The following is a 12,934-nucleotide window of genomic DNA, read 5'->3' as shown; positions in this document are numbered from 1 at the left end:
ACGATCAGTAGTGAACGTGCGTCAGCAGGGTAAGGGTAATAAAAACGCAGCACAAAAAGCGGAATGTACTTGAGTACATGAGCATGTTGAGCAGCGCATGAGACCCGCAGAAACGCCAATTGTGCAGGCGCAGTAAGATCGTAGACAGGTTCTTAGCTGCTCAGCGAGAAGCTGATCGTGGCTGTGGCGATGACGGTCAGGGCTTTGCCATCTTCCAGATAAGGTTTGAAAATAGCACGCAAAATGGCGACTCTCGCAGCTTCATCAAGGCGATTTGAGCCTGAAGATTTCTGGACATCCACTTTTTCTGCAACCCCTTTTTCATTGACCAGGACACGCAGGATTACCTTGCCTTCTTCCCCCATGCGCCTCGACATTGGCGGGTAATCTGCCTGTGGCGCCTTAACATACTCAACGGCACTGACCTGTTTTGGCGGTGCCGGTGTCGCCGGTGTATTGCTGACTTCAGGCTTGGCCGCGACAGCCGCTACTTGTGGCGCCGGCGGTGCAACAGTGGTCGTTATCTGATGTGGTTCGACAGGTATCTCAACGACGGGCACGATATGGGGAACCACGGGTGTCGGTATTTGCAGGCTGGCTAGTTTCCTGGAGGGAAGCGGTTTTGGCGGCGGCTCAGGTTTGATCGCAGGCGGCTCTACGAATGTCATGACTACTTCTTTCGGCAGTATTTGTACTGCGTGTGAAATCAGTCCATGTTCAAGCGCATAGAACATGCCCAGATGTGCGATGACGATAGCAGCAAATGAAGTGATTCTGGCTTTGGACATGCTACCAAACGGGCGCACAGAACCAGACTCAGCGTGCAGGGTATGTGTGGACATGATGGAGTTCAGGCAGCCATAGGGGCGGGCTGAAAATGGAGTTGTTGAACAAAATTCTGGAAGCCGGATGCCTGCTCTGCCCTGTCATTGAGGCAATCGCGCATGACTTTACGTGCGCAGCTTGCACATTTCCCACAACAGGTGCCAACCTCCAATTGCTCGCGCAGATCAGCCATTGTGCTGGCGCCCATGGCAACTGCACTCTGGATTTTCTTTTCGGACACATTATTGCAAACACAGACAATCATGAAACAGCTCCGTTAAACTGCGAATTTACTACGAATTACAAATCAGGCTCAAACCGACAAATTTCTACGTCTGGTTGTCAGCAACCAGCCCAGTCTGCGCGCCTTGCTCTCTTGCACAGATTTTTTCTCTATCAGATTCGCCCATTGTTCTGACAATTGCTGGCAAGTGGCTTTCAATACAGGTGCCAGCTCGGGCAGGTCAGCCAATACCTGCAGATGCCGTTCTATAACAGAGGCCAGCCTGGTACGAGCCTGCTCAGCTTCTTCCTGCGCATTATTTTGTGTGCTACTTACCGTGTAATGCGACATCAGATGCAAGACTGCTGAAACCAGCAACTCTGGTTGCCTGGACGTGGCAGCCGAACCTGGAAAATCTTCATTCATTAACGCCCCACCTGGCATGTCCGGCCTCCACAAATAGGTTGAATCAGGCAGTCAGTATCAATTTGTTCAATTGCGTAATGCGCAGTCGATAAATACGACCGGCATGATCAATTTCCAGTTCACGTTTTTGCTGCATCAAATCACCGCTTTTTATGCGGGGCACTTCTTGTTGTGGCTGCATCGTAGTCGCGTTAGCGAGATCGGCAGGCCGTTGAGTGGCATGATGGATAGTCATATTTTACCTTGCAAATCTAAACGATAACAATTCTTATTTAGATTATTGAATATTCGAACTTGTTTGGCAAGTCTTTTTTAGCAATTTATATTGATTTACATCTGCGATAGATGTGGGCATGCCCGCCAAGGCCAAAACTTTGGCAGTTAGTCTTCGTTTTTTTGCAAGGAAATGGGGGAGTGAATGAGCAGTTGGCTACGCCGCCAGATTGCGACGAAGACTGCCTGATGTCAGGCAGGTATTTTCCTGTCTTCAGGGAAATACCCGGGATAAACTGTTGTTTTAATGTTTAAATGATATTACTTAAACGCATTGAACTGAATCAGGCTGGGTGATTGCCCATGGCTTCTCCCATGCAGATAGCCTTTTCCGGCTGCCACGCGGGATTGAAATTCACTGCATTTTTTGGGAAAAGCATGACTACTGTCGAACCCAGCAGGAATTTACCCATTTCCTCTCCTTTTTTCAGGTTGATCTGCTGGTTTTCATAATTCCATTCACGGACCTCGTTGCTGCGTGGCGGATTGACTACGCCATGCCAACTGGTGGCCATGCTGCCGACGATGGTGGCGCCCACCAGTGTCAGTACGAAGGGTCCAAATGCAGATTCAAACACACAGACCACCCGTTCATTGCGTGCAAACAGGCCTGGTACGCCACGTGCCGTAGTCGGGTTGACAGAAAACAGGGCGCCGGGTACGTAGATCATGCGTGTCAGCCGGCCATCGCAGGGCATATGGATGCGGTGATAGTCGCGCGGGCTCAGGTACAGGGTAGCGAAACTGCCATCCTGGAAGCGGGATGCCAGCACAGCATCGCCACCGACCAGTGCGGTACTGCTGTATTGATGGCCCTTGGCCTGGAATATCTGGTCTTTCTCTATGGCGCCGAACTGGCTGATGGCGCCGTCGACAGGGCTGATCAGGTCGGTGTTGGCCAGCGGACGGGCGTCTGCCCGCAGAGGGCGGGTGAAAAACTCATTGAAACTGGCGTAGCTGCTGATGTCGGGGTTCAATGCCTCATTCATATTGACCTGGTAACGGCCAACAAACCAGCGTATCAGACTGGTGGTGAATTTGCCTGCCCTGGCATTGGCAACCTTGCCTGCGAAAACGGTCAATGCCTGTTTGGGCAATATATATTGAGGGAGTACGGCAAGACGGTCAGACACGGTGAGCAACCTTCAAAATGTTCAGGACAGCGATTATAACGTTGCATGCCGCAAAGTCTGGATTTTCTGTGAGAAATCCAGAAAAACCTCCTGGATTTTCCCTGTGAGGGCAGGTTTTGCAAACGCAGGGGTGCTATGCTATCGTCAGAAGAAACAGCCACTATTTCACCCACATGTCTGATGATAGCCAGTTAATTGTGATTGATCAGATCCGCATAGGAATGTTCATTAAACTCGACCTGAGCTGGTTCGAGCACTCATTCCCGATGAATTCGTTCAAGATCACGAACCAACAGCAAATCGATGATCTGGTCGCTTTGAAGCTCAGGCATGTCCGCTACATCCCGTCCAAGTCTGATCCGCTCGTGACTACGCCGCCTGCCGGCAAATCGCCAGAGGTGCAGCCTGCAGAGCCAGTCAGCCAGACGACAGTAAAGGGAAAAGTATATTCCAGCATTATCGAAGCCAAACGGGCGCGCTTTGAAAAACTGCAAAAACAGCGTGATGAAATTGCCCGCTGTGAAGAGAAATTCGTTCAGGCCGCGGCTGTCGTCAAGAATATCAACCGACTCATTTTCTCGCGTCCGAAAGAAACCCTGGTCGAGGCCGGCAAGCTGATCGACAGCATGGCCGAAGTTTTTCTCAGTGGCAGTGATACCGTCATGCATCTGATACAGCAGACGGCGGGCAGCGAAGAGCAGTATTTCCATACGCTCAATGTCTCGGTGCTGGCGATGATGCTGGCCAATGAAATGAAATGTACTGATGCACAAATCAAGGATGTCGGGATGGCGGCCCTGTTCCATGACTTGGGCAAAGTCGGTGTGCCTGAGCATATTGTGAATAAATACGAGCCGCTGACCAAGCCAGAGCAGAATTTTTATGAACAGCACCCTCTCTATGGTCTGGACTTTGGCAAGCAGGCCGGTTTGCCGAATGTGGTCTTGAACGTGATTGTCCAGCATCATGAATACATGGATGGCAGCGGGTATCCCCATCAACTTAAAGGAGATGCGATTTGTGTGCCTGCGCGCATCGTGACCATTGCCAATGTCTACGACAATCTGTGCAACCACAACGATGCCAGGCAATCACTGACACCGCATGAGGCGCTGTCCACCATGTATGCGCACCGGCGTGCGCAGTTTGATCCTGCCATCATGGCTACGCTGGTCAAGAGTCTTGGTGTTTATCCGCCAGGGACTTTGGTCAGGTTGTCGAATGAAGCCATAGGCCTGGTCATGAATGTCAATGTCGGCAAACCCCTGCGGCCGCGCGTGCTGGTTTATGATGCCGAAATCCCGAAGGAAGATGCCATCATCCTTGATCTCGCTGAAGAGAACAAGGAATTGTCCATCAATGCCAGTATCCGGCCAGGTTTGCTGCCACGCGCAATTTTCAATTACCTGAATCCGCGCAAGCGGGTCAACTATTATGTTGACTCACAATCGAAAAACACGCAGGGCAGCTCTTTACCAGGGCAGAGTCAGACAAAATGACTGCTACCGACACATCACAACCAAGATCGGCATTAAGCACAAACCTATTGCATCACCTGATAGACCATAGCCGTGACGCCATCCTGGTCGTTGATACTCACGAAATGCGGGTGGTTGACGCCAATCAGGTCGCCTGCCAGATGCTTGCCTATAGTCAGGAAGAGTTGTGTGGGCTGACCCTGGCCCAGATAGAGTGTTCCTTGCAGGACATATTTTTTTGGGAAGCCCTGCGTGCCGATACCCAGGCTGATGGCAAAGCCATCGCCGAGAGTGAATGGATCAGCAGCAATGGCAATTCCTTCCCGGTGGAAAAACGCGTGTCCAGCTTTGTTGATGCAGACAGAGAATTCTTCATCATCCACGCTGAAGATATTACCCACAGACGAGAGCTGGCTGAAGGTCGGGGTCATCTGGTGGCACAGTTGCAGAGTTCTCTGGATGCGACAGCTGAGGGTATATTGTCGACAGACTTGGACGGGAATGTGGTCAACATCAACCAGCGCTTCTCATCAATGTGGCAAATCAGTGATGAATTGCTGGCAGGCAGGGATGAAGCGCAAATGTTTGCCCACCTTAAGCTTGCGCTAAAGGACAGCAAGAGCTTCTTTGACAGCCTGGAAAAAATCCGTGACGACCCCAATCTGGAAACGGAAGATTTGTTGACCCTGCATGACGGGCGCTATTTTGTCTGTGTGTCCAAACCTGAGTTCTTGCGTGACAGACGGGTGGGCCGCGTATTCAGCGTGCGGGACATCACACAAATGAAAGAAGCAGAACGCAGCCTGATGGCGGCGCGTGATGCTGCTGAAAAAGCCAGCAAGGACAAGTCGCGCATGCTCGAAGCGCTGTTTGTCAGTGAATCAAGATTGCGCCGCCTGGTCAATTCCAGCCTGATAGGCATCATGCAAGGCGGTGCCAATGGCAAATTGACGGAAGCCAATGACGTCTTGCTGCAATTGGCAGGTGTACAGAGGCTGGAATTTTCCGAACAGGGCATGAGCTGGCTGGAGCGTACATCGCTGGAGAGTCACGCTGCCCACAAGAATGCACTCAATGAGTTGCGCATTCACGGGCAAGCCAAGCCCTATGAGGGCGAACTGATACGTAAAGACGGTACGCACATTCCGGTGATGGTGGGTCTTGCACAACTCGAAGGGTCACTCGAGGAGTGGGTGGGCTTTGTGCTGGACCTGACAGAACAGCGCAAGGCTGATCGCATCAAGTCTGAATTTATCTCCGTCGTCAGCCATGAGTTGCGTACGCCGCTAACATCCATACGCGGAGCGCTGGGTTTGCTGGAGAGCGGCGTCGCCGGGGATATCGCTCCCAAAGCCATGCAATTGATCAAGGTCGCTCACAGGAATTGCCAAAGACTGGGGATATTGGTCAATGACATTCTGGATATGGAGAAACTGGCTTCCGGTAAGATGGTGATCAATATGGAGCGCTTCGATCTTGTCGCGGTGACCAGGCAAGCCATCGAAGCCAATGCCCATTATGCCCAGGCTTACAATGTCCGCTACCGTATCAGCTGCCATCCTGAACAGGCATGGGCCATGGGTGACAGTGTCCGCGTCATGCAGGTATTTGCCAATTTATTGTCAAATGCCGCCAAATTTTCTCCCAGGGGCGAAGAGGTGCAGATACGGATTACTGAAATACCTGGGACCTTGAAAATTGAAGTGCAAGACCATGGACAGGGAATCCCCGTCGCTTTCCGTGAGCAGATTTTCAAGCGATTCGCCCAGGCAGACGGCACCAATACCCGCCAGCAAGGGGGGACCGGGCTGGGCCTGAATATCACCAAGACCTTCGTTGAGAAAATGGGGGGCGAGATTGGTTTCCAGACCGAGGACGGCAAGGGAACTACGTTCTGGTTTACGCTCATGGGCGCCATGCACAGGCGTAATGATTAAGTCACAAAAGGCAGGCATGCTCGGGGTTACCATGGATATTCCAGATAATTTTCAAGCAAGATTTTAACTAAATGATTAGTAGTCAAAATCTATTGGATATTTGAAATTCATAGTGATATGCTTCGTCCCGTTGTGGATCAATTGTCCATCTTCCCCCGTCAAATCAGGAGAATTTAATGAAAACTGTAGGTCAAAAACTCGACGCATTCAAAGTTCCAGCAGCCAAGCCAGGTTTTAACCATCATGAAGAAAACGGCGTGTCCGCATTCGAAGATATCACTGAAGCTTCTTTCCCAGGCAAATGGAAAATCATTTATTTCTACCCTAAAGACTTCACATTTGTCTGCCCGACAGAAATCGTTGAATTTGCCAAACTGGCTAATGATTTTGCTGACCGCGACGCTGTTCTGCTGGGCGGCTCTACTGATAACGAATTCTGCAAACTGGCATGGCGCCGTGAGCACAAAGACCTGGACAAACTGAACCACTATGCGTTTGGTGATGCGACAGGTTCTTTGGTAGACATGCTGGGCGTACGTGATGTCAACGCAGGCGTTGCATTGCGCGCAACTTTCATCGTTGATCCTGACAATGTCATTCAGCACGTTTCCGTCAATAACCTCAATGTTGGCCGTAACCCGACAGAAATCCTGCGTATCCTGGATGGTCTGCAAACAGATGAACTGTGCCCATGCAACCGTTCTGTAGGCGGCGCGACACTGTAATTGGTGTAACAGCTCGCAGTACAATAAACCCGCTCCGGCGGGTTTTAAAATTACTTTATGATAGGAAATTACTATGGAATTCTTGAATTCAATTAAAAGTCTTATCCCTGACTATGCCAAGGATATCCGCCTCAATGTTGACGGTACGATTGCCCGCTCCAGCCTGGAAGGTAATGATGCCGTTGGCGTGGCGCTGGCTGCCGCTTTTGCTGCAAAAAGCAAAGAGATCATTGATATCATCAAAAACAGTGGCGCGCTTTCACCGGAAGAAATCCATGCTGCCCTGACCGCTTCTGCTCTGATGGGTATGAACAATGTCTGGTACCCGTATGTGGAAATGGCTGATGATGCTGACCTCAAGACCCAGGCTGCCCAATTGCGCATGAACGCCTATGCAACCAACGGCGGTGTCGACAAGCGTCGCTTTGAAATGTATGCCTTGGCCGCATCCATCATCGGTAAATGCCATTTCTGTGTGAAATCGCATTATGAATTGTTGCAGAAAGAAGGCATGTCGGTGACGCAGTTGCGTGACGTTGGCAGGATAGCTGCAGTAGTCAATGCAGCCGCACAGGTCATTGCTGCTGAATAAGTACTGATCAAGCTATTGCGCGACACGATTTTGAGCCTGGGATGCTCACCGTACTTTTAAGTACGGTTGTGCTTCTTGACGCAACTCGTGCCGCTCGCTACGCTTGTTCAGCACTTATTCATGCTTGGCTGAAATGGTCACTTGACATGTGCAGGAGATGCCTCCATTCATCGCGATTTTCTCCTGAAAATACTGAGCAGTATCAGCAAGACAACCACAGGCAGGAGCAGTGGCGAGAAGATCATGAGCAGCAGGCCACCGACCAGCACTGCTATCCCTATCAGCAGGAACGATACGCCTGCAATCACGAGGCCAGCCATGATCATGGCAAAGACCACGGCGGCGATGGCGACAGCGATACCGGCGAAGGACAGGCCGGTATCTGAGAAAATATCGAAATCATCCCAGTCACCGCTCCAGCTCCAGCCCAGGTCGATGGGGGAGTCAAGGACATACCAGATAATCAATAACAGGATGCAGAAGGCGGTGAAGCGGGCCGAAGATTTTGATTCCATTTTTCTGTTCCTGTTCAGACTGGCGTGTTGTGCTTACTTGCCGATATTGATGAATGGAATGACACCACCGGTCGTCGTTGGCAAACGTCCATCCCATTTTTCTATGGCCTTGGCCTGGTTTTCAGTTTCGCGCAAGCGTAGCAGTTCTGGCGTGACCTGCTGTCTTTGCAGAGCCAGTGCTTCGGCTTCGGCACGGGCACGCGATACTTTTTGCTTGGCTTCCACTTCTATCCTCTGCAGGTCACGCTCGGCCTTCATTTTCAACTGGTCTGCCGTGGTCTTGGCTTCAATGGCTTCATTGAAGGTTTTGCTGAAATTGAAGTTGACGATGGAAAATTCATCGACAATCAAACCATGCCTGGCCATACGTTCCTTGAGCGCGAGAATGATTTCATCACGCACCTGTGAACGGCGTGAAATCAATTCCTCTGCCGTGAAGCGGGCAGTCACCGCTTTCACCGCTTCCTGCACGCTGGGGATGATGATGCGCTCACCCGGCTCATTGCCAAGATCACGGTAGACCGAAACCACCGCATCGGGTCGGACATGGTAGTTGATGGCAATCTTGGTATGTACAGTCTGCAAGTCTTTTGACGCGGCATCGCCGTCTCCTTCGCCTTTCTGTATGGCGACAGACACCTTGTGCAGTTTTTGGGCTATGGGCCAGATCAGGTGTATACCCTCACTATAGACTTCGTCGGAGGGTTTGCCAAAAGTTGTCAGCACGCCGCGATGGCCTGCCGGGATAGTGGCAAAAGGGTTCAGGGCAAACAGGGCGAACAAGACAATGATTGCCATGATTATTTTGGGAAGATTTTGCATGGTGTCCGATATCAGTGAGTGAAGACAGATGCAGTATAGATGTGTTTTACACAACCTCTTCCGGTAATCGGTGATGAATACTACCGCTGCTTCCGGTCTTCGCTCTGGTCTGCATATATGGCGGCAAAAGCAGCTTCACCCGGTCGCATCCAGGCGCGGTACATGCCTTCGGTATTGAAAGGCATGGTGATGTTCCCCAGCCTGTCGATAGCAATGATGCCACCACTGCCATCGAACAATGGCAGTTGTTCCATGACGACCTGCTGTGCAGCCTCTTGCAGGCTGGTGCCCAGGTAACGGATTTGTGCAGCGATATCATGCAAGGCCAGGCTGCGCATGAAAGCCTCACCGGTACCGGTGGCAGACAGGGCAGCCGTATGGTTGTCGGCATAGCAGCCGGCGCCCAGCATCGGTGTGTCACCAACCCGGCCCGGTAATTTATTGGTCATGCCGCCGGTAGAAGTCGCTGCCGCCAGATTGCCCTGCATATCCAGTGCAACTGCGCCAACTGTACCAAGTTTCTGATCCGGGGCCAGTGGGGCAATTTCCTGTGTTTGTGTGCTCAGATTTGCTGCGTCATGATCCAGCATGATGCCTGCCATCTGTCTGGCACGTTGCAATTGTGCATGACGGTGTTCGGTATGGAAGTAGCTGCTGTCTTCAAATGGCAGGCCCTGCTGGCGCAGAAATTCTTCCGCTCCCGGCCCGACCATCAGGACATGCGGGCTATGTTCCATGACTGCGCGGGCTGCCCGGACAGGGTTGCGTGTTTGCCGTACACAGGCAACGGCACCTGCACGGCGCGTCTTGCCATCCATGATGGCGGCATCCATCTCTATCGTTGCTGCGCTGGTGAACACTGAGCCTTTGCCGGCATTGAACAGAGGACAGTCTTCAAGCAGGCTGACAGCCAGCGTTACCGCATCGAGTGCACTCCCGTCATCAGCCAGCAAGGCACTGCCCGCAATGACAATGTCACGCAAGGCTGTCAGATAGGCGTGTTCCTGTTCACTATTGATGGCAGTGCGCAAGATGGTGCCTGCACCACCGTGGATGGCGATACCGGCGCGCGGTTTGCCGTCCATGATCGCAGCCACGATCAGGCGGGCCTGTCCATGTCGATGATCTTGGCTGTCGCCGCTGCCTGGGATTTACGGGTGGTGGCATTGGGCTCCTGATATAGCCAGGGCAGCATGAACTTGGTCATTTCTGATGCAGCATGTACCGGTGCCTTGGCCTGGTGGGCGACGGCGCTGCAGATTGCCTCGATCAGGCACAGCGCTGCTCCCTCGGAATTGGGCGAGAAATTGCGCCGGGTTTGCGCATACAGCGTGATATTGGCCAACGATGCCAGTGGTGAGCTCGGCGCATCGGTCAGTGCCAGGATAGGTACACCCTTTTCGCGTAATTGCTGCAGAATGGTAACCACGTCTTCGGCATAACGCGGGAAAGAGATACCTATCACCAGGTCTCGTTCCGTGTATTTGAATAACTGACGGGCGACATTTGACGGGCCGCCGGAGCCCAGTGTTGATTGCACAGTATTGCAAAACGGGTCCAGGCTATGCGCCATCAGGCCTGCCAGAAAGGCGCTGGCGCCATAACCGACGATATAAATTCTTTCTGCATTCAAAATCTGCTTTACAGCCTGATTGCATAAATCCGGAGCCAGTCCGCGGCGGGTGGCTTCCAGGTTGGCCATATCTTCATTGAGCGAACTTGATATGATCTCGGTACTGGTTGCCGGGCGCTGGATTTCGCTGCGCAGATTATCGATAGGCGCCAGCATGGCTTCAAAACCATATACCAGTTCGGCGCGGAATTGCGGGTAGCCTTCAAAACCCAGGGCGCGGGCAAAGCGATTGGCTGTCGCTACAGAAATACCGACCGCATTGGCCAGTTCATCGATCGACATGGTGGCCGAACGAAAAACATTGGACAACACGTAGTCAGCTGCTTTCCTATGCGCTTTTGACAAGTTCATATAGACCTTGCCTATGCGTGCATTAACAGTACCCCCCAGGGATTGCGTATCGGGACGATTCATATTGGCTGGCTTTTCCGGACAAATAGAAATGTAAATATAATTTCACCGATTTAAATTGTAAAGAAATGAATCGTGTCAAATCGATGAATGTCTCTCTCCGTACATATTTTTGGATAAATTGATCTATTTTGGAGATTTGTCAGGATAAACAAAATGCATCAAATTTTATTCTGAAATTTATATAGATTAGGTTATCTAATCATGAAGAAAATGATAAGCATTTTGTGTGCCACAATTTTCAGCAAATTTTCAACAAAAAATAAAAGAGCCTGCATTTTCTTGCAGGCTCTTGCTTGGGATTAATTTGGTGGTTGGAACTGTCAATTACCGACTGGCCAGATCAATGATGCCACCGCCCAGGCAGACATCGCCGTCATACAGCACGGCCGATTGACCAGGCGTCACAGCCCATTGTGCCTGGGGGAAATCAAGCTTGAAGCGCTCGCTGTCGCCGCTGAAATCGCAGGCCACGTCTGGCTGGCGATAACGTGTCTTGGCTGATAGTGCACCTGCTTCAGGAGCACGACCGGCTACCCAACTGACTTGCCCCGCTTCCAGGGCGGATGACAGCAACCAGGGATGATCGTGACCTTGTACTGCATACAGGGTATTGGCTGCCACGTCTTTTTTTGCGACATACCAGGCATCGCTGCTGCCGTCAGCATTCTGGTGCGATTTGATGCCACCTATGCCTATGCCCTTGCGCTGGCCCAGAGTATAAAAACTCAAGCCAACGTGTTGACCTATGGTTTCGCCTTCCGGTGTCTGGATATTGCCTGGTTTGTAGGACAGATAGCGATTCAGGAATTCGCGGAAAGGGCGTTCACCAATGAAGCAGATACCGGTCGAATCCTTCTTCTTGGCGTTCGGCAATTGCAGTTGCTCGGCAATCTTGCGCACTTCGGTCTTGTGGATTTCACCGAGTGGGAACAAGGTATTGGCCAATTGCTTCTGGTTCAGCCTGTGCAGGAAATAGCTTTGATCCTTGCTGGCGTCGACAGCCTTCATCAATTGAAACTGTCCATTCATTTCACGCACGCGGGCATAGTGACCTGTGGCGATGTAATCTGCACCCAGTTTCATTGCATGGTCCAGAAAGGCCTTGAACTTGATCTCGGCATTGCACAGCACGTCCGGATTCGGCGTACGGCCAGCCTGGTATTCACGCAGGAATTCGGCAAACACCCGGTCTTTGTATTCACTGGCAAAGTTGACAGCTTCGATATCAACGCCGACCACATCGGCCACGCTGATGGCGTCTATCCAGTCTTCACGGGTGGAACAATATTCGGAGTCGTCATCGTCTTCCCAGTTTTTCATGAACAGGCCGATGACTTCATAGCCTTGCTCTTTCAGCAGCCAGGCAGATACCGATGAATCCACACCGCCGGACATGCCGATTACTACTTTTTTCTTGCTCATTATTGATGTTCCAGATTGCCAAGTGCGCTGGCGTGGGTAAATAACAGGGATAAGGGCGCACGTTTTCCCTGCAGATAATCGTCTATGCATTGCATGACCAGGGGGCTGCGATGCCTGTCTTGCGAGGCAACAAGCTCATCGTAGCTCATCCACAAGGTACGCAAAATGCCGGTATCCAGGGCGCGGTCCTGGGCTGCTCCAAGTTCACCGGTAAAGGCAAAACGCAGGTAAGTCACTGCTTCACCCGTCTTGGGGGAGATGAAACGCGACATATATGTACCTATCAGCGCCGTTGGCGTGAAGGCATGGGCAGTTTCTTCCAGGGTTTCACGTATTACCGCCTGTTCCAGCGATTCGTCCGGGTCCAGGTGGCCGGCCGGCTGGTTGATGCGGATACCGTCTGCGGTTTCTTCTTCAATCATGAAAAACCGTTGCCCGCGCTCAATGATTGCGGCTACAGTGACGGAGGGTTTCCAAATGACAGACATATCTTTCCTCAGTGAGTCCGACATTGTA

15 protein-coding genes are annotated in these 12,934 nt (G+C 51.6%); 4 read left to right on the top strand and 11 right to left on the bottom strand.

The window, feature by feature from the left end:
• Positions 1-152: 152 nt before the first annotated feature.
• From LZ463_RS13260 to asd, 5 genes are all read right to left on the bottom strand, one after another.
• Positions 153-842 (bottom strand): energy transducer TonB, encoded by a 690-nt coding sequence (locus LZ463_RS13260; RefSeq protein WP_241456233.1) that lies wholly within the window; start codon positions 840-842, stop codon positions 153-155.
• An 8-nt stretch (positions 843-850) separates the two neighbouring features.
• Positions 851-1,090, bottom strand: coding sequence for a (2Fe-2S)-binding protein (locus LZ463_RS13255; RefSeq protein ID WP_241456232.1), 240 nt, complete (start codon positions 1,088-1,090; stop codon positions 851-853).
• A gap of 48 nt (positions 1,091-1,138) precedes the next feature.
• Positions 1,139-1,474: a hypothetical protein gene (locus tag LZ463_RS13250; RefSeq protein WP_241456231.1), complete on the bottom strand. Its 336-nt coding sequence runs from the start codon at positions 1,472-1,474 to the stop codon at positions 1,139-1,141.
• Between the two features lie 43 nt (positions 1,475-1,517).
• Entirely contained in the window at positions 1,518-1,709 is a 192-nt protein-coding gene (gene hemP, locus LZ463_RS13245; RefSeq protein WP_489686113.1) for a hemin uptake protein HemP, read from the bottom strand.
• A 322-nt stretch (positions 1,710-2,031) separates the two neighbouring features.
• Positions 2,032-2,880 (bottom strand): archaetidylserine decarboxylase, encoded by an 849-nt coding sequence (asd, locus tag LZ463_RS13240; RefSeq protein ID WP_241456230.1) that lies wholly within the window; start codon positions 2,878-2,880, stop codon positions 2,032-2,034.
• A gap of 173 nt (positions 2,881-3,053) precedes the next feature.
• Between asd and LZ463_RS13235 the strand changes: the two genes are divergently transcribed.
• The 4 genes from LZ463_RS13235 to LZ463_RS13220 all read left to right on the top strand — a co-directional run bounded on the left by LZ463_RS13235 (position 3,054) and on the right by LZ463_RS13220 (position 7,612).
• Entirely contained in the window at positions 3,054-4,379 is a 1,326-nt protein-coding gene (locus LZ463_RS13235; RefSeq protein WP_277624045.1) for a cyclic di-GMP phosphodiesterase, read from the top strand.
• Positions 4,376-6,295, top strand: a complete 1,920-nt coding sequence (locus LZ463_RS13230; protein WP_241456228.1) for a PAS domain-containing sensor histidine kinase — start codon at positions 4,376-4,378, stop codon at positions 6,293-6,295. The genes LZ463_RS13235 and LZ463_RS13230 overlap by 4 nt, the downstream gene beginning before the upstream one ends.
• 176 nt (positions 6,296-6,471) lie before the next feature.
• The gene (locus LZ463_RS13225) at positions 6,472-7,020 is read left to right on the top strand and encodes a peroxiredoxin (RefSeq protein ID WP_241456227.1); all 549 of its coding nucleotides are present in this window, start codon (positions 6,472-6,474) and stop codon (positions 7,018-7,020) included.
• A gap of 73 nt (positions 7,021-7,093) precedes the next feature.
• Positions 7,094-7,612: a carboxymuconolactone decarboxylase family protein gene (locus tag LZ463_RS13220; protein WP_241456226.1), complete on the top strand. Its 519-nt coding sequence runs from the start codon at positions 7,094-7,096 to the stop codon at positions 7,610-7,612.
• A gap of 167 nt (positions 7,613-7,779) precedes the next feature.
• Here the strand turns inward: LZ463_RS13220 and LZ463_RS13215 are convergent, their stop codons facing one another.
• The 6 genes from LZ463_RS13215 to LZ463_RS13190 all read right to left on the bottom strand — a co-directional run bounded on the left by LZ463_RS13215 (position 7,780) and on the right by LZ463_RS13190 (position 12,906).
• A complete protein-coding gene (locus LZ463_RS13215; RefSeq protein ID WP_241456224.1) occupies positions 7,780-8,127 on the bottom strand; it encodes a hypothetical protein in 348 nt (115 codons plus the stop codon).
• A 33-nt stretch (positions 8,128-8,160) separates the two neighbouring features.
• Complete coding sequence (locus LZ463_RS13210; protein WP_241456223.1) at positions 8,161-8,949, bottom strand: prohibitin family protein; 789 nt, start codon at positions 8,947-8,949, stop codon at positions 8,161-8,163.
• A gap of 80 nt (positions 8,950-9,029) precedes the next feature.
• Positions 9,030-10,034 carry an isoaspartyl peptidase/L-asparaginase family protein gene (locus LZ463_RS13205; RefSeq protein ID WP_241456221.1) on the bottom strand — a complete coding sequence of 335 codons (1,005 nt, stop codon included), beginning with the start codon at positions 10,032-10,034 and terminating at the stop codon, positions 9,030-9,032.
• A 14-nt stretch (positions 10,035-10,048) separates the two neighbouring features.
• On the bottom strand, positions 10,049-10,996 hold the full coding sequence (locus LZ463_RS13200; protein ID WP_241456220.1) for a MurR/RpiR family transcriptional regulator: 948 nt from the start codon (positions 10,994-10,996) through the stop codon (positions 10,049-10,051).
• A 324-nt stretch (positions 10,997-11,320) separates the two neighbouring features.
• Positions 11,321-12,418 (bottom strand): tRNA 2-thiouridine(34) synthase MnmA, encoded by a 1,098-nt coding sequence (gene mnmA / locus LZ463_RS13195; RefSeq protein WP_241456219.1) that lies wholly within the window; start codon positions 12,416-12,418, stop codon positions 11,321-11,323.
• Positions 12,418-12,906: an NUDIX hydrolase gene (locus tag LZ463_RS13190; protein WP_241456218.1), complete on the bottom strand. Its 489-nt coding sequence runs from the start codon at positions 12,904-12,906 to the stop codon at positions 12,418-12,420. Before LZ463_RS13190 ends, mnmA begins: the two co-directional genes overlap by 1 nt.
• Positions 12,907-12,934 lie beyond the last annotated feature (28 nt).

Origin of the sequence: Undibacterium paludis (assembly GCF_022568815.1) — a bacterium.
Lineage (GTDB): Bacteria > Pseudomonadota > Gammaproteobacteria > Burkholderiales > Burkholderiaceae_D > Undibacterium.
Note: the sequence above shows the minus strand (reverse complement) of the source record. Positions and strands in the feature narration are given on the sequence as shown.